We start from the raw sequence: 16,292 nt of genomic DNA on the forward strand, positions 1-16,292 counted from the left end.
TCCATCTGTCCGGTAGTGAGACGTCCGTGAGGGCGGGCCGCTCCGGACCCGAGACGGAGGAGGCGGTCCGGACAGATGGAGACGACGAGTCGGGTAGGGGCCCATGGCGCGGTCGGCACGACGGACGGGGTGTCGGCCCCCGGGCGTACGGTCGACGGCTATCTGCGGGCCACCTTCCCCTGGTACGGGCTGGACGAGGCGTTCACCGGTCCCCGATGGCTGATGCAGGTGGGCACGGCGGCGGACGGCACCGTCCAGCACGGTTCCACGGGACACGGCGAGGAACCGTCGATAAGACCGGACGCGTCAGGCGCGGAGAAGGAACGCTTCGCGGCGGTCGTCACGGTCCCCGCGAGCCCCGTACGGCGCAGCGGTGACGGCACGGGCCACCTGGACGCCACGACGGTGTCGTCGGCGGCCTGGCTGGCCGGTTCGGCGCTGCTGCTGTCGACCTGGCCCGCGCAGCTCGACCACACGCTGCGCGACGACTGGCTGGACCAGCAGACCGAGACGGCCTTCGAACTGGCCGACGATCTGAACGGCTCCGCCTGGTCGGTGCTCTCGCTCCCCGTGGACGGTGTGCCGACGCCGTTCCACTACCGCGAATCCGAGTTCGGCTGGGTCCTCGCGGGCTCGACGGGCCCCACCGGCTCGGCGGAGAACGGGGTGCACATCGGCGCGTACGGGCGCGGCGTGAGCGCGTACGGCCTCGGCTTCGCGGTGATCGAGGACATCAACTCGTACGTCTCGCAGTAGCTACGACGGCCGGACACGGGTAAGGGGCGACCGCCCTGGCGGGCGCCCCTTACCGATGTCAGGAACACTCAGAACTTGTTACGCGGCGTCAGACCCAGCGTCATGCCCGCCAGACCGCGCTGCCGGCCGCCGAGCTTGCCGGCGATCGACCGCAGCGCCGCGCCCGCGGGGGAGTCGGGGTCGGAGAGCACGACGGGCTTGCCGTCGTCGCCGCCCTCCCGCAGCCGTACGTCGATCGGGATCGTGCCGAGCACCGGCACCGAGGCACCGGTCGTCCTCGTCAGCCCGTCGGCGACCCGCTGGCCGCCGCCCGTCCCGAACACGTCGACGATCTCGTCGCAGTGCGGGCAGGGCAGACCCGACATGTTCTCGACCACGCCGACGATCTTCTGGTGGGTCTGTACGGCGATGGAGCCGGCCCGCTCGGCGACCTCGGCGGCGGCCTGCTGCGGCGTGGTGACCACCAGGATCTCCGCGTTCGGCACGAGCTGCGCCACGGAGATCGCGATGTCGCCCGTCCCCGGCGGCAGGTCGAGCAGCAGCACGTCCAGATCGCCCCAGTACACATCGGCGAGGAACTGCTGGAGCGCGCGGTGCAGCATCGGTCCGCGCCACACCACCGGCGAGTTGCCCGGAGTGAACATGCCGATCGAGATGACCTTCACACCGTGCGCCGACGGCGGCATGATCATGTTCTCGACCTGGGTGGGCTTCCCGTCGGCCCCCAGCATGCGCGGTACGCTGTGTCCGTAGATGTCCGCGTCGACGACGCCGACCTTCAGTCCGTCGGCGGCCATCGCCGCCGCCAGGTTGACCGTCACCGACGACTTGCCGACGCCGCCCTTGCCCGAGGCCACCGCGTACACGCGGGTCAGCGAGCCGGGCTTGGCGAACGGCACCTCGCGCTCGGCCGTACCGCCGCGCAGCGACGCCGCGAGATCCTTGCGCTGCTCGTCGCTCATCACGTCGAGCGTGACGTCGACGCGGGTGACGCCCGCGACCGAGGCGACGGCCTCCGTCACGTTCGTGGTGATCGTGTCGCGCATGGGACAGCCGGACACCGTGAGATAGACCGTGACAGCCACCGCGCCGTCCGCCCCGATGTCGACCGATTTGACCATGCCGAGGTCGGTGATCGGCCGGTGGATCTCGGGGTCGTTCACCGTCGCCAGTGCTGCGCGCACCGCGTCTTCCGCGGGAGCGACGGTTCCGTGCGTGTCGGTAGCCATAGGGAGATGGTACGGCGCGGCGCGCACGTCCCGAAAAGCGCGTCAGCGCTCCGGACGGTCGGATTCGTCACGTCGGCCCGGCGGTTCGCCCGGCGGCAGGGCACGCTGCTCGGCGAGGTCCCGCATCAGGTCCTGGAGCTCCGAGCGGATCCAGTCGCGGGTGGCGACCTCGCCGAGCCCCATCCGCAGCGAGGCGATCTCGCGGGTCAGATACTCGGTGTCGGCGATGGAGCGCTCGTTCTGCTTGCGCTCCTGCTCCTGGGTGACCCGGTCCCGGTCGTCCTGGCGGTTCTGCGCCAGCAGGATCAGCGGGGCCGCGTACGAGGCCTGGAGGGACAGCGCCAGCGTCAGGAAGATGAACGGGTACTCGTCGAAGCGCACCGCCGGCGGCGCGAAGACGTTCCACAGCACCCAGACGATGATGGTCAGCGTCATCCAGACGATGAAGCGTCCCGTCCCGAGGAAGCGCGCGATCCGCTCCGACAGCCGGGCGAAGGCCTCGGGGTCGTAGTCCGGCAGCAGTCTGCGCCTGGGCATGCGCGGCTGGTCGAGCCGTCCGAGCGGCCCACGCGCCACGGCGCTCGCTCCCGAGACCGACGCGGCCCTGTCCCTCGGCGGCTCCTTGTCCGCCCGCTCAATGCCCACTCGCGGCCTCTTCCTCCGCGCCGTGGAACCCGGTCTCCCGCCAGTCGTCCGGCAGCAGATGGTCCAGCACGTCGTCGACGGTCACGGCGCCGAGCAGCGACCCGCCCTCGTCCACCACGGGCGCGGCCACCATGTTGTACGCGGCGAGATACCCGGTGACCTCGGGCAGCGGCGTATCGGGCGACAGCGGCGGCAGATCGCTCTCCACCATCGAGCCCATCAGCGTGAACGGCGGGTCGCGCAGCAGGCGTTGGAAGTGCACCGTGCCCAGGTACTTGCCCGTCGGCGTCTCGTCCGGCGCCCGGCACACGTACACCTGCGCCGCCAGCGCGGGCGAGAGGTCCTGCCGGCGCACCCGCGCCAGCGCGTCGGCGACCGTCGCGTCCGGCCGCAGCACGATCGGCTCGGTCGTCATCAGGCCGCCCGCCGTCCGCTCCTCGTACGCCAGCAGCCGCCGCACATCGGCCGCGTCGCGGGGGCGCATCAGCGCCAGCAGCCGCTCCTTGTCCTCCTCGGGCAGCTCGGAGAGCAGGTCGGCCGCGTCGTCCGGGTCCATCGCCTCCAGGACGTCGGCGGCCCGGTCGTCCTCCAGCTTGCCCAGGATCTCCACCTGGTCGTCCTCGGGCAGCTCCTCCAGGACATCCGCGAGCCGGTCGTCGTCGAGGACGGCGGCCACCTCCGCGCGCCGCTTCGGCGTCAGATGGTGCAGCACATTGGCCAGGTCGGCGGGGCGCAGCCGCTCGAAGGTCGCGACGAGATTCTCCGCGCCCTGACCGTCCTCCTCCAGCGAGAAACCGGTCACCGCCGACCAGTCGACGGTCAGCGTCTCGCCGCGCCGCCGCAGCGCGCCGCCCTTGCCGCGCCGGACGAAGACCTTCCCGATCTCCCACTCGCGGCGCGCGGGCAGCTGCTCGACGGCGACATCGAGAACGGTCACCTGCTCGTCGTTCTCCACGAGCTGGACGCGGCGGTCGAGCAGCTCGCCCAGGACCAGCCGCTCCGTGGGACGTTGCTCGAAGCGCCGCATGTTGACCACGCCCGTCGTGATCACCTGACCCGACGCGACGCCCGTGACGCGGGTCATCGGCAGGAAGATCCGGTGCCGGCTGAGCACTTCGACGACCATCCCGAGCACCCGTGGCGGCCGGCCGCCGACCCGCAGCATCGCCACGAGGTCGCGCACCCGCCCCACCTGGTCGCCGTGGGGGTCGAAGACGGGCACACCGGCGAGGTGCGAGACGAAGACCCGCGAGGCGCCCGATGCCATGATGCGCTCCTCCTCGCCCGCGACGGTCTCTGTGCCCGCCTGTGATCTTGCCCGTGCCTGTCCCCGTATCGCCCGCGACAACGGGTTCAGGCTAGCCCGTACCGCTCCGTGCCGCCCTGGCGGATCCGTCCGTACGGTACGGGCGATCCGTGACCGGGGCTCGTTGTCGATGGGCGTGCGCGGCACCGGTACGCTGCGGTCTGCCGTCCCCCGTCACGCAATGAGAGGCAGTGCGTTCGTGACCCTTCCTCGGTCCTCCGCCCGGCTCCGCCGGGCCACGATTCCCGTGGTTCTCTGCTTCGGGATGACCGTCGCACTCACGGCGTGCGGCGGCGAAGAGGATCCGGACGCGGGGACTAACGGCGTCGGCAAACTGTCGGCCGCCGGGATCGAGAAGAAGGCGAAGACGGCGGCCGAGAGCGCGGACGCGGTGCGCCTGTCGGGCACGGTCGTCACCGACGGGCAGACGTACAAGCTCAACATGTCGCTCAAGGAGGCCGGCGGGACCGGATCGGTCAGCTCGAAGGACGGCGGCACGTTCGAGCTGCTGCGCGTCGAGGACGAGCTGTTCCTGAAGGCGGACGCGGACTTCTGGACCCACGCGGACGGCAAGGGCGACGGCGGGTCGGGCGGCGCGCCCAGCAAGGCCGACTCCCAGGCCGCGGAGAAGCTCGACGACAAGTACGTGAAGGTTCCCGAGGACGATCCGGCCTACGACCAGCTGCGGGGCTTCACCGACAAGAGCGTGCTGCTCGACGGGCTGCTGGGGCTGCACGGCGAGCGCGGCAAGGGCGACCGCGCCGAGATCGGCGGCGTACGCACCATCACCGTCAACGGCAGCGGGGGCGCGGGCGGCTCGATGAACGTGTCGCTGGAAGGTACGCCGTACCCGCTTCAACTGGCCCGCGCGGGTGACGCGGGGACGCTGACGCTCAGCGCCTGGGGCAAGGACTTCCCGCTGAAGGCGCCCGCGAAGGGCGAGACGGTGGACTACGGCAGCACGCTGCCGAGCGCCTGAGCGGGCGGGGCCCCGCCCGGCCGTCAGCCCTTCTTCTTGCGGGCGAACAGCAGGCGCGGCACGGCTGCCGGTGCCGGCTCACGCGTCGTCGCCGGTGTCGGCAGCGGCGCCGCCGCCTGTGAGTCCCGCGGCAGATCGGTGATCGCGTCGCGCGGCTCCAGGCGCAGCACCCGCGACTCGCGCGCCCAGCGGTCCGTCATCTCGTCGAAGTCCGGCGCGTTCAGCCGCTTGCCCTTCAGCTCGGCGACGGCGCTCTCCCACGCCTCCGTACGAGGGGCGAGTTCGGTGACGGACGCGGTCCACGCCACCAGCCGGCCGCCCTTGTCCTTGCTCCGTACGGTCACCTCGGCGGTGGAGCCGTCGACCAGCCCCGGCAGGGGCTGCTCGCCGCCGCCGTCGCCGACGATCAGCGCGGCGCCGTCGAGCCAGACATGCCACAGGGCACGGGCGGGCCCGCCCGCCCGCACCCAGATGAGGCCGGACTTCTTGGTGGCCTCCTCGACGAGCGCCTTGCCGAGGAGCGGGGAGCCGGGAGCGGTGTCTGTCATGCCCGGCAGCCTAGGGGGTGTCTGACTGCCTCTAAAGCCACCCGTTGCGCTTCAGCATCCGGTGGATGGTGAGACAGACGACGGCGATGCCGGTCAGCACCATCGGGTAGCCGTACTTCCACTCCAGTTCGGGCATGTGCTCGAAGTTCATTCCGTAGACGCCGCAGACCGCCGTGGGTACGGCGATGATCGCCGCCCAGGAGGTGATCTTGCGCATGTCCTCGTTCTGCGCGACGGTCGCCTGCGCCAGATTGGCCTGGAGGATCGAGTTCAGCAGCTCGTCGAAGCCGATGACCTCCTCGTGCACGCGGGCCAGGTGGTCGGCGACGTCACGGAAGTACTTCTGTACGTCGGGCTCCACCAGCCGCATCGGACGCTCACTCAGCAGCTGCATCGGGCGCAGCAGCGGCGCGACGGCCCGCTTGAACTCCAGCACCTCGCGCTTGAGCTGGTAGATGCGCCCCGCGTCCGAACCGGGCTTGCTGCCCTTCGACGGCGCCGAGAACACATCGATCTCGACCTCGTCGATGTCGTCCTGCACGGCGGCGGCCACCGCGATGTAGCCGTCGACGACATGGTCGGCGATGGCGTGCAGGACGGACGACGGCCCCTTGGCGAGCAGTTCGCTGTCTTCCTCAAGGCGGTGCCGCAGCGCGCGCAGCGAGCCCTTGCCGCCGTGCCGCACCGTGATGACGAAGTCCCGGCCGGTGAAGCACATGACCTCGCCGGTCTCCACCACCTCGCTGGTCGCGGTGAGTTCGGCGTGCTCCACGTAGTGGATGGTCTTGAAGACGGCGAAGAGGGTGTCGTCGTACCGCTCCAGCTTGGGCCGCTGGTGGGCGTGCACGGCGTCCTCGACGGCCAGCGGGTGCAGCCCGAACTCGGCCGCGATACCGGCGAATTCGGCCTCGGTCGGCTCGTGGAGCCCGATCCAGGCGAAGCCGCCGCGCTTGCGCACCTCCAGCATCGCCTCGTGCGGCGTGAGGCACGGCTCGTCCTTCACCCGGCGGCCGTCGCGGTACACGGCGCAGTCGACGACGGCGCTGGACGCCGAGGGGTCGCGGGTGGGGTCGTAGGTGTTGTAGGCGGTGTTGCTCTTGCGCAGGGACGGACGGACCGCCGCACGCAGGTCACGGATCATCGACATGGCTGGGCTCCTCACGGAGAGGCCGTCGGCGGGGCGTGGCGCAGCCCGGAACGGGGACGTGACGCGCGTACGTGCCGGCACGTGACCGAAACGGCGTGACATGACATCGGTCGACGTGACACGACGCGGCGCGCATACGTCCGCAAAGCGGGCGGCACCGCGAGGACGCGGTGACGGCGTTCGCTACAGACAGGGAAAACAGTGCTGGTGCAGTGCTCTTCCGTCGTGCGACAAGCCGCGGGCCTGTACGGGGCAGGGCCTCAGATCGACGAGGCGGTACAGCGCGAGGAAGAGCGGCTGGTACTGGCCGGGTGACTTCGATCCACCGCAGCCCCACCTCCTCCGGCCGGTCCCCCGTAGGGGATGACGTGTGTCGGGACCGGAAAGCGACGCCATCTGCGCGCTGTCCCGACCGGTGGCCCAGGCTAGCAGCCGATCGGGGCCAATTTTGTCTCCTGCCCGTTAAGACCGCGTTCTATGCTCACCGGATGGCAGAAGTTCTCTCTCTGGTCGAGGCCCGGTTGCGTACGGCGCTCGGCGAACCTGACGCGCGCGCCGCGATGACGTTCGTGGGCACCGACCGCGTCGAGGTGCTGCGCTTCCTCGACGCGGGCGACCTGGACGAGCCGGCGGAGTCGTCCGCCGTCGTGCGGTACGCCACGCTGGGGATGTCCGCGCGGCCGATGGCCGACCCCACGGTCGTCGTCCCCGACCCGCAGCGGGGGCCGCGCGCGGAGCTGGTGCTGTCGGTGCGCGCCGGGCTCGCGGACACCGACAAGGTGCTGCGTCCCCTCGCCGTACTCGCCGCCTCGCCCCAGGTCGAGGGCCTGGTCGTGAGCGCGGGCGCCTCGCTGGAGGTCGGTGAACCCCTGTGGCCCGGTGCGCCGTTCAGCTCCGTACTCGTCGCGGAGTCCGGGGGACTGGTCCCCGATCTGGAGCTGGACGCGCCGCTCGACCCCGTACGGTTCCTGCCGCTGCTTCCCATGACACCCAACGAGGCCGCGTGGAAGCGGGTCAAGGGGGCGCAGGCGCTCCAGGAGCGGTGGCTGGCGCACGGGACGGATCTGCGTGACCCGTTGCGCGGCTCGGTCCCGCTGGACTGAGGGTGCGGGACTGGGGGTGCGGGACCGGGAGGGCCGCACTGAGGGTGTACGCGTAAGCTCCCGTGAGCCGCTGAACCCCCTACGCCGCCGGGAGGAGTGCCCGTCTCGTACAGGCCGCCGGTATTTGCCGGGGTTCTGTGCCGGACGGGTGATCGTCCTTGACGGGGCGTCGAGCGGGGAGGACCGTTGGGCACCATGAGGGGCGAACCAGGTTGCCCGAAGTGCGGTGGCCGGGTCAGGGCGCCCGGTCTCTTCGCCGACTCCTGGCAGTGCGACTTGCACGGCACGGTGCATCCGTTGCAGCCGGTCATACCGCCCAGCGTCGAAGCCCTCGGGGTCGTGGTGAACCGCGCCCGCGTCCCCGTCTGGATGCCCTGGCCGCTGCCCGTCGGCTGGCTGTTCACCGGCGTCGCCTACGCGGGCGACGACCGCAGCGGCGGCCGGGCCACCGCCGTCGCGTGCTCGGGACCCGGCCCGCTCGGCGGCACGGGTGAGCTGCTGCTGGTCGCCGAGGAACTCGGCGTCGGACTCGGGGCGCGGTACGCGGGAATCGACGGGCCCGACCCGGGCCCGCAGATCTGCGTCGACAAGCCCCCGCACGCCAAACTGCTGGCCGCCGGCCGCCCCACCCCGCTGTGGCATGTGCCCGATGCCCCGCCGGACCGCGCGGTCTTCGCGGGCGAGGCGCTCGGGCTGTGGCTCTGGGCGGTCGTCTGGCCGGAGCAGACGGGGCTGCTGATGTACGACGAGCTGGTGCTGACCGATCTGCGGGACGCGGGCGCCGAGGCGGACCTGCTGCCGTGCGGGGCGCTGTCCCCGCGCCTGCTGAGCTGAGGGACCGCCGCACACGGGCCGGGCCCGGCCGTCCGGGGCCTTGGCACCCGCCGCTATCCTGGAGCGTCCCCGGGGCCTGATCCCACAGACAGACCCCGCCCGTCCAAGCCCTTGGAGTACGCGTCGTGCGCATCGACCTGCACACCCACTCCAACGCGTCGGACGGTACGGACACCCCGGCCGAGCTGGTACGCAACGCGGCGGCGGCCGGTCTCGACGTCGTCGCGCTCACCGACCACGACACGACACGGGGCCACGCCGAGGCGCTGAAGGCCCTCGCCGATCTCGACACCGGCCTCACCCTCGTCACCGGCGCCGAGCTGTCCTGCCGGACCGACGGTGTGAGCCTGCACATGCTGGCGTACCTCTTCGACGCCGACGAGCCCCAACTGCTGCGCGAGCGCGAGCTGGTGCGCGACGACCGGGTGCCGCGCGCGCGGGCGATGGTGGCCAAACTCCGGGAACTCGGTGTGCCGATCACCTGGGAACAGGTCGCCCGGATCGCCGGAGACGGATCGGTCGGCCGCCCGCACATCGCGTCGGCGCTCGTCGAACTCGGCGTCGTGGGCTCGGTCGACGAGGCGTTCACCGCCCAGTGGCTCTCCGACCACGGCCGGGTGCACGTGCCCCGGCACGAACTGGACCCCTTCGACGCGATCCGGCTGGTCAAGGCCGCCGGCGGAGTCACCGTCATCGCGCATCCGCTGGCCGTGACCCGTGGCGCGGTGGTGGCCGAGGCGGCGCTCGTGCGGCTGGCCGAGGCGGGGCTCGACGGCATCGAGGTCGACCATATGAACCACGACGAGCCCACGCGGGCACGGCTGCGCGGCCTCGCGGCCGAGCTGGGCCTGCTCACCACCGGCTCCAGTGACTACCACGGCAGCCGGAAGACCGTCCGGCTCGGGGAGTACAGCACCGACCCGGAGATCTACGGCGAGATCGTCCGGCGCGCGTCGGGGGCGTTCCCGGTACCCGGCACGGGCGGACACGCGTAAGCGCCCCGTACCGACCCGTACAGCCGCCTGACCCACACCTACCTCGTACGCCGCGTACCTGCCGCCCGCGCACCGCCGCGCCCCCTGCCGTGCGGTGCGGGAGCGCGTACAGCGTCCCCCGCTCCCTCCGCCCACTCCTCGCAAGGCCACACCGTGTTCGACACCGCCGTCTTCGGCTCCCTCTTCCTGACCCTCTTCGTGATCATGGACCCGCCCGGGATCACGCCGATCTTCCTCGCCCTCACCTCCGGGCGTCCCGCCAAGGTCCAGCGCAGGATGGCCTGGCAGGCGGTCGCCGTCGCCTTCGGTGTAATCACCGTCTTCGGCCTTCTCGGCCAGCAGATCCTGGACTATCTGCATGTCTCCGTCCCCGCGCTGATGATCGCGGGCGGTCTCCTCCTGCTGCTCATCGCGCTCGATCTGCTCACCGGCAAGACCGACGAGCCCAAGCAGACGAAGGACGTCAACGTCGCCCTCGTACCGCTCGGCATGCCGCTCCTCGCCGGCCCCGGCGCGATCGTGTCCGTCATCCTGGCCGTGCAGCACGCCGACGGCGCGGCGGCGCAGGCGTCGGTCTGGGCCGCGATCGTGGCGATGCACGCCGTGCTCTGGCTGACGATGCGCTACTCGCTGGTGATCATCCGGCTGATCAAGGACGGCGGTGTGGTGCTGGTGACCCGGCTGGCCGGAATGATGCTCTCGGCCATCGCCGTCCAGCAGATCATCAACGGCGTCACCCAGGTCGTCCGGGGCGCGTGAGGCCGAAGCGCCACCAAAGCGCCCCCGTACGGATGGGTCCGTACGGGGGCGTCTCGACAAGTGCCGATCAGTGGATCCGGTGGATCCGGTAGTTACGAGGCCGTGGTTTCGGCCGGTCGGATGTAGAGGCGCTGCCCTGTTGAGGCGGCCTGCTGCACGATCTGATTGACGGAGGCGGCGTCGACGACGGTGCTGTCGACGGCGGTGCCGTCAGCATCGTTCAGTCGCATGATTTCGAAGCGCATATCGCTTCTCCCTTCGTCTGATCCTCCGTAGGAGAACTGTGTGTGACGGGTAGCCCATCGTTGATTACATGAAGCAACAACGCCTTGCCCTCTGCAAACATTCCCTACACTAAGGAAATTTTTCGGACGGCTAACAACTGGCGGGTACAGGCGGGTCCACGGACAATGGGGCGGGTATGAGCGAGGCAGAGATCAACCCCGACATCGCCGAGGTCGGCGCCCGCCTGGAGCACACCAACGAGCTGCTTCAGCGGATGCTCGCCGAGGTCGCGAAGACTCCGTCCACCCACGCCATTTTCGTCGACGCGGGTTACGTCTACGCGGCAGCCGGATTACTGGTCGCGGGCACCGAGGACCGGCGGTCCTTCGATCTCGATGCCGAAGGGCTCATCGAGGCGTTCATCGACAAGGCGCGCACGATCTTCGCGGACAGCAGGCTGCTGCGGGTCTACTGGTACGACGGCGCGCGGCGGCGTATCCACACGCCCGAGCAGCAGGCCATCGCCGAACTGCCCGACGTCAAGGTCCGCCTCGGCAATCTCAACGCCAACAACCAGCAGAAGGGCGTCGATTCACTGATCCGCACGGATCTCGAATCGCTCGCCAGACACCGCGCCATCAGCGACGCCGCGCTGGTCGGCGGCGACGAGGACCTGGTGTCCGCCGTCGAGGCCGCGCAGGGGTACGGCGCACGCGTCCACCTCTGGGGCATCGAGGCCGGCGACGGGCGCAACCAGGCCGAACCGCTGCTGTGGGAGGTGGACAGCCAGCGCACCTTCGACCTCGACTTCTGGAAGCCGTACGTGACGCGGCGGGCGGTCACCACGTACGAGAACGAGGGCGACCCGCCGCCCTCGCGCGAACAGGTGCGCTTCATCGGGGCGCAGATCGCCGCGACCTGGCTGGTCGGGCGCGGGCGGGTGCCGATGGCGGAGCTGCTGCCCGGCCATCCCTATCTGCCGGGGCCGGTGGACCAGGACCTGCTGATCGAGGCGGAGAAGCTGCTGCAACGCTCGCTGCGCGGGCACGCCGTGCTGCGACGGGCGCTGCGGGACGGGTTCTGGCAGCACTTGCAGGCGCAGTTCTGAACGCGCGGGCGGCCGGCTCGGGTCAGCTCCGGGGCCGGTCCCAGAAGGCGCTGAGCGCGGCGGCCGTACGCAGCGGCTGATCGGTGTTCGGTGAGTGCTCGGCGCCCTCGATCACCGTCCTGCGCGCGTCCAGCCGCCGCGCCATCTCGTCGAGCGACGGCACCGGCCAGGTGTCGTCCCGCTCGCCGGACATCACATGCTTGGGCAGCCGCCGTACGGCGGCCAGCTCGTCGACCCGGTCCGGCTCCACGGTCAACTGCCGCCCCGTGGCGATCAGTTGGGTCGGGTTGTGGCGCAGCCAGCGACGGCGCAGATCGGCGCTGGCCCCGTTGATATCCGTCTCCTCCGGCGGATCCAGCGCCCGGATGCCCTCCCAGACCCGTTCCATGTCCATGTGGGTGAGGGCCAGGGCCTCGCTCAGCAGCCGGACCCGCTCCTGCTGGGAGGGCGCGATACGGGCCGCACCCGAGGAGATCAGCGTCAGCGTCAGGAACGGCGCGGGGTCCGTCAGGACGGCGGCGCGGGCGATCTGCCCGCCCAGTGAGTGCCCCACGAGATGGACCGGCGTCCCGACCGCCTCCGCCTGCGCCAGGACGTCCGCCGCCAACTCCTTCTGGGCGTAAGCCTCTTGGGAGTCGGGGCCCTCGGTCTCGTACTGTCCGCGGCCGTCGACGGCGACGACGCGGTAGCCGGCCGCGGTGAGCGGTTCCAGCATCGCGATGAAGTCCTCCTTGCTGCCGGTGAATCCGGGCAGCAGGAGTGCGGTGCCGCGCGGCGTCCCCTCGGGGCGCGCGTCGAGCACGGCGAAGTGCCCGCGCCCGGTCGACAGCTGGAGCGCGCGGGCGCAGGACGGGGGAGTGAACGTGGGCGGCCGGCTCATGCGACGAGCGTAAGACGCCGCCCCACCGCCGCGCACCGGGGTCGCCTCCTACTGAGGGCCCCTTGAGGGCCGCGCGTACGCCGATGGCCCGGCACCCCTCGCGGGACCGGGCCATCGGCGTGAAGCGTCAGCTCTCGGGCTGGGCGACCGCCGTGCGCGTACGGCGGCGACGGGGCTTGGCCTCGACGGCGGGGACGACGGCCTCGGCGGTCTCGGCCTCGACGGGAGCCTTGGTGGCGCGCGTACGCCTCCGGGGCTTGGTCTCGGTCTTCTCGGCCTTCGTCCCGGCGTCTATGTCGGTGACCGCGGCCGGAGCCGCGCTCTCGGCAATGTCCAGGGCCTCGGCCCCTGCCGCGGGCTTGGCCGCGCGCGTACGACGACGGCGCGGCTTGGTGGCCACCTCGGTGTCGGCCGCGTCCAGCGGCTGGGCCGCCGGCTCGACGGACACCTCACGCGCCGGCTCGGCCACGGTCGTGGCGACCGCCGCCTCGGCGGGCACGCTCGCGCGCGTACGCCGACGACGGCGCGGGATGCGCGGCTCGGCCGCGTCGGCGCCCTCGGCGGTGTCGACCGCCTCGGTGGCTGCCGTCGCCGCCACCGCGGGCGTCTGCGCCTCGCCGGCCTCCAGGGGAGTCCCCCCGCGCGTACGGCGGCGCTGCCGCGGCGTACGCGTACGTGCCGGGCGCTCCTCCTTCACGGCGGTGGCCGCCCGCGCGGACGGGCCTCCGGACCTGCGGCCCCGGCCGCCGGTCTCGCCCAGGTCCTCGACCTGCTCGGCCGACAGACCGGCACGCGTGCGGTCCGTACGCGGCAGGATGCCCTTCGTCCCCGCGGGGATGCTGAGCTCCTCGAAGAGGTGCGGCGATGTCGAGTACGTCTCCGGCGGGTCCGGGAAGCCCAGGTCCAGCGCCTTGTTGATCAGCTGCCAGCGAGGGATGTCGTCCCAGTCCACCAGCGTCACGGCGATGCCGGACGCGCCCGCGCGGCCGGTGCGGCCGATGCGGTGGAGGTAGGTCTTCTCCTCCTCGGGCGACTGGTAGTTGATGACGTGTGTCACGCCTTCGACGTCGATACCGCGAGCGGCGACGTCGGTGCAGACCAGCACGTCCACCTTGCCGTTGCGGAACGCCCGCAGCGCCTGCTCCCGCGCGCCCTGGCCCAGGTCGCCGTGGACGGCGCCCGAGGCGAAGCCGCGCTGGGCCAGCTGGTCGGCGATGTCGGCGGCCGTACGCTTCGTACGGCAGAAGATCATCGCGAGCCCGCGGCCCTCGGCCTGGAGGATGCGCGCGACCATCTCCGGCTTGTCCATGGAGTGGGCGCGGTACACACGCTGGGTGGTGTTGGCGACGGTCGCGCCCTCGTCGTCCGGCGACGTGGCGCTGATGTGCGTCGGCTGCGACATGTAGCGACGGGCGAGGCCGATGACGGCGCCCGGCATGGTCGCCGAGAACAGCATCGTCTGGCGCTTCACCGGCAGCAGCTGGATGATCCGCTCGACGTCGGGCAGGAAGCCCAGGTCCAGCATCTCGTCGGCCTCGTCCAGGACGAGACCGCGCACGTGCGACAGGTCGAGCTTGCGCTGGCCCGCCAGGTCGAGCAGCCGGCCCGGAGTGCCGACGACGACGTCGACGCCCTTCTTGAGGGCCTCGACCTGCGGCTCGTAGGCACGGCCGCCGTAGATCGCCAGCACACGCACGTTACGCACCTTGCCGGCCGTCTGGAGGTCGTTGGTGACCTGCTGGCACAGCTCGCGGGTGGGGACGACCACGAGGGCCTGCGGGGCGTTGGTGAGCTGCTCGGGAGCGGCGCGGCCCGCCTCGACGTCGGCGGGGACGGTGACGCGCTCCAGGAGCGGCAGGCCGAAGCCGAGCGTCTTGCCGGTGCCGGTCTTGGCCTGGCCGATGACATCCTTGCCGGACAGTGCGACCGGGAGGGTCATCTCCTGGATGGGGAAGGGGGACGTGATGCCGACGGCCTCAAGTGCTTCGGCCGTCTCGGGGAGGATTCCGAGGTCTCGGAAAGTCGTAGTCAGGGTGCTGCCTCTTCTGTGAGACGCGGCGCGAGGCGAACGCTGGGGGTCGTACCGCACCTGGGTACTCGGCCGGCCGTGGATTGGCCGGATGGCGCGGGACCACTGCCGTCGCTCGAGCGCTCGTGCCGCTGAGGGGGCCCCTCATCTGCAGGTCGTACGCAGCTGTGCGCACGGTCCGCGCGGAGGGCGGTCGGGTCGGAGCCGATCGGGCCACCGACCGGGCATCCTCATGGGGCCTGTCCGGGACAGATCTCCCGGTCAAACACTGCGATGGCCCACCGAATACTCGGCAGGCGCATTACCACTGTACCCCGGAATCGCGCATGTGTGTTGGACGAATTTGTCGCAGCGGCGTGCGGGCAGTGGCTGACCAGGCTCTTACGCGGTACGCGGAGCGGGCTCTGCGCCGTGGGCGGAGCGGGCTATTGTGCGCGTCATGGAGACGTCTGACAACGCCACTGCGCCCGAGTCCACCTCGGGGTCCGAGTCCGCCGAACACAGCGGGATCGCCGCCCAGGACTGGGTGACCGCCTCCGCCGATCCGAAGTACCGGGCCGCGGTCGTGGATCTGCTGGGAGCACTCGCCTACGGCGAACTGGCGGCCTTCGAGCGGCTTGCCGAGGACGCCAAACTCGCGCCGACTCTGGACGACAAGGCGGAACTCGCGAAGATGGCCTCCGCCGAATTCCACCATTTCGAGAGGCTGCGCGACCGGCTCGGTGAAATCGACGCCGATCCGACGGGCGCGATGGATCCTTTCGCCGCCGCGCTGGACGACTTCCACCGCCAGACCGCGCCGTCGGACTGGCTGGAGGGCCTGGTCAAGGCGTATGTGGGCGACTCGATCGCCAGTGACTTCTACCGTGAGGTGGCCGCGCGGCTGGACTCCGACACCCGCGGTCTGGTGCTCGCTGTGCTCGATGACACAGGGCACGGCAATTTCGCGGTCGAGAAGGTCCGGGCCGCGATCGAGGCCGAGCCACGGGTCGGCGGGCGGCTCGCGCTCTGGGCGCGGCGGCTGATGGGCGAGGCGCTGTCGCAGGCGCAGCGTGTGGTGGCCGACCGGGACGCGCTCTCGACGATGCTGGTGGGCGGGGTCGCCGACGGCTTCGACCTGGCCGAGGTGGGCCGGATGTTCTCGCGGATCACCGAGGCGCACACCAAGCGGATGGCGGCGCTGGGGCTGGCGGCCTGAGGCCTCGGTGTCAGGAGGGCATCGGCCGGCGCAGGACATGGCCCGCCGGGCGGAGCAGCAGCGAGAGCAGGACCGCTCCGACAGCGACCGCGCCGATCAGTGTGGCGATGACGTGACCGGGGCCGAGCGCCGCGTGCGTGAGCAGTGCGCCGAAAAGGGAGCCCAGGGGGCCCGCCGCGAGCACGAGGCGGCGGGAGGGGAGCCGGTGGGGCAGTCGCTGGAGGGCGGCCCACGAGGCACCGAGTCCGAGCAGGACGGCACCGAGAGCTTCCAAGATCACCGCTGATCACCTCACCGAGCGCGCCGGCCAATTCGGTCGTAGCCCGGTCTACCCGGAGTGCATGCGAAGCAACCCTCCGCGATCCGAAGAGACAACGAAAGAGACGGCGGAAGAGACAACGAAAGAGACAGCGAAGGAGTGGCCCGGCGGGGGGGGCCCCCGGGCCCCCCCCCCCCGGCCGGGGGGGGGGGGGGGGGGGGGGCCGCCGGGCGGGGGGGGGGGCGGCGCAGCCCCCCCCGGGGGGCGGGGGGGGGCCCGGCTCCCCCGACGC

At 71.5% G+C, this 16,292-nt stretch carries 17 protein-coding genes; 8 read left to right on the plus strand and 9 right to left on the minus strand.

Annotated elements, in window-relative coordinates:
• Window positions 1-75 precede the first annotated feature (75 nt).
• On the plus strand, window positions 76-756 hold the full coding sequence (locus tag ACIBLA_RS02700) for a hypothetical protein (RefSeq protein WP_363241655.1): 681 nt from the start codon (window positions 76-78) through the stop codon (window positions 754-756).
• A 68-nt stretch (window positions 757-824) separates the two neighbouring features.
• Here ACIBLA_RS02700 and ACIBLA_RS02705 read toward each other — a convergent pair whose 3' ends face one another.
• From ACIBLA_RS02705 to ACIBLA_RS02715, 3 genes are read right to left on the minus strand one after another with little or no spacing between them, the layout of a single operon-like run.
• The gene (locus ACIBLA_RS02705; protein WP_363241654.1) at window positions 825-1,985 is read right to left on the minus strand and encodes an Mrp/NBP35 family ATP-binding protein; all 1,161 of its coding nucleotides are present in this window, start codon (window positions 1,983-1,985) and stop codon (window positions 825-827) included.
• 42 nt (window positions 1,986-2,027) lie between these two features.
• The gene (locus tag ACIBLA_RS02710; protein ID WP_399197588.1) at window positions 2,028-2,561 is read right to left on the minus strand and encodes a DUF1003 domain-containing protein; all 534 of its coding nucleotides are present in this window, start codon (window positions 2,559-2,561) and stop codon (window positions 2,028-2,030) included.
• A gap of 58 nt (window positions 2,562-2,619) precedes the next feature.
• Complete coding sequence (locus tag ACIBLA_RS02715) at window positions 2,620-3,897, minus strand: magnesium transporter MgtE N-terminal domain-containing protein (protein ID WP_363241652.1); 1,278 nt, start codon at window positions 3,895-3,897, stop codon at window positions 2,620-2,622.
• A gap of 220 nt (window positions 3,898-4,117) precedes the next feature.
• Between ACIBLA_RS02715 and ACIBLA_RS02720 the strand changes: the two genes are divergently transcribed.
• On the plus strand, window positions 4,118-4,915 hold the full coding sequence (locus tag ACIBLA_RS02720) for a hypothetical protein (protein WP_399197570.1): 798 nt from the start codon (window positions 4,118-4,120) through the stop codon (window positions 4,913-4,915).
• A 23-nt stretch (window positions 4,916-4,938) separates the two neighbouring features.
• Here the strand turns inward: ACIBLA_RS02720 and ACIBLA_RS02725 are convergent, their stop codons facing one another.
• Complete coding sequence (locus ACIBLA_RS02725; RefSeq protein ID WP_399197571.1) at window positions 4,939-5,463, minus strand: hypothetical protein; 525 nt, start codon at window positions 5,461-5,463, stop codon at window positions 4,939-4,941.
• Window positions 5,464-5,494: 31 nt separating this feature from the next.
• On the minus strand, window positions 5,495-6,610 hold the full coding sequence (locus ACIBLA_RS02730; RefSeq protein WP_363241649.1) for a magnesium and cobalt transport protein CorA: 1,116 nt from the start codon (window positions 6,608-6,610) through the stop codon (window positions 5,495-5,497).
• A gap of 488 nt (window positions 6,611-7,098) precedes the next feature.
• On the opposite strand from ACIBLA_RS02730, the gene ACIBLA_RS02735 reads away from it, so the two are divergent.
• The 4 genes from ACIBLA_RS02735 (at window position 7,099) to ACIBLA_RS02750 (ending at window position 10,301) form a co-directional block, all read left to right on the plus strand.
• Window positions 7,099-7,713: a suppressor of fused domain protein gene (locus ACIBLA_RS02735; RefSeq protein WP_363241648.1), complete on the plus strand. Its 615-nt coding sequence runs from the start codon at window positions 7,099-7,101 to the stop codon at window positions 7,711-7,713.
• A 195-nt stretch (window positions 7,714-7,908) separates the two neighbouring features.
• Window positions 7,909-8,547, plus strand: a complete 639-nt coding sequence (locus ACIBLA_RS02740) for a DUF6758 family protein (protein ID WP_363241647.1) — start codon at window positions 7,909-7,911, stop codon at window positions 8,545-8,547.
• A gap of 125 nt (window positions 8,548-8,672) precedes the next feature.
• Window positions 8,673-9,542 (plus strand): PHP domain-containing protein, encoded by an 870-nt coding sequence (locus ACIBLA_RS02745; protein ID WP_399197572.1) that lies wholly within the window; start codon window positions 8,673-8,675, stop codon window positions 9,540-9,542.
• A gap of 153 nt (window positions 9,543-9,695) precedes the next feature.
• Window positions 9,696-10,301: a MarC family protein gene (locus ACIBLA_RS02750; protein WP_363241645.1), complete on the plus strand. Its 606-nt coding sequence runs from the start codon at window positions 9,696-9,698 to the stop codon at window positions 10,299-10,301.
• A gap of 92 nt (window positions 10,302-10,393) precedes the next feature.
• On the opposite strand, the gene ACIBLA_RS02755 is transcribed toward ACIBLA_RS02750, so the two are convergent.
• Window positions 10,394-10,546 carry a hypothetical protein gene (locus tag ACIBLA_RS02755; RefSeq protein ID WP_363241644.1) on the minus strand — a complete coding sequence of 51 codons (153 nt, stop codon included), beginning with the start codon at window positions 10,544-10,546 and terminating at the stop codon, window positions 10,394-10,396.
• A gap of 176 nt (window positions 10,547-10,722) precedes the next feature.
• Between ACIBLA_RS02755 and ACIBLA_RS02760 the strand changes: the two genes are divergently transcribed.
• Window positions 10,723-11,634, plus strand: a complete 912-nt coding sequence (locus ACIBLA_RS02760; protein WP_363241643.1) for an NYN domain-containing protein — start codon at window positions 10,723-10,725, stop codon at window positions 11,632-11,634.
• A 22-nt stretch (window positions 11,635-11,656) separates the two neighbouring features.
• Here ACIBLA_RS02760 and ACIBLA_RS02765 read toward each other — a convergent pair whose 3' ends face one another.
• Window positions 11,657-12,514 (minus strand): alpha/beta fold hydrolase, encoded by an 858-nt coding sequence (locus ACIBLA_RS02765; RefSeq protein WP_399197573.1) that lies wholly within the window; start codon window positions 12,512-12,514, stop codon window positions 11,657-11,659.
• Window positions 12,515-12,641: 127 nt separating this feature from the next.
• Window positions 12,642-14,453, minus strand: coding sequence for a DEAD/DEAH box helicase (locus ACIBLA_RS02770; RefSeq protein WP_399197574.1), 1,812 nt, complete (start codon window positions 14,451-14,453; stop codon window positions 12,642-12,644).
• 529 nt (window positions 14,454-14,982) lie between these two features.
• Between ACIBLA_RS02770 and ACIBLA_RS02775 the strand changes: the two genes are divergently transcribed.
• Entirely contained in the window at window positions 14,983-15,741 is a 759-nt protein-coding gene (locus ACIBLA_RS02775) for a ferritin-like fold-containing protein (RefSeq protein ID WP_363241640.1), read from the plus strand.
• Between the two features lie 10 nt (window positions 15,742-15,751).
• Here ACIBLA_RS02775 and ACIBLA_RS02780 read toward each other — a convergent pair whose 3' ends face one another.
• A complete protein-coding gene (locus ACIBLA_RS02780) occupies window positions 15,752-16,021 on the minus strand; it encodes a hypothetical protein (RefSeq protein WP_363241639.1) in 270 nt (89 codons plus the stop codon).
• Window positions 16,022-16,292: the final 271 nt, after the last annotated feature.

This window comes from Streptomyces sp. NPDC050433 (assembly GCF_044458565.1).
Classification (GTDB): Bacteria; Actinomycetota; Actinomycetes; order Streptomycetales; family Streptomycetaceae; genus Streptomyces.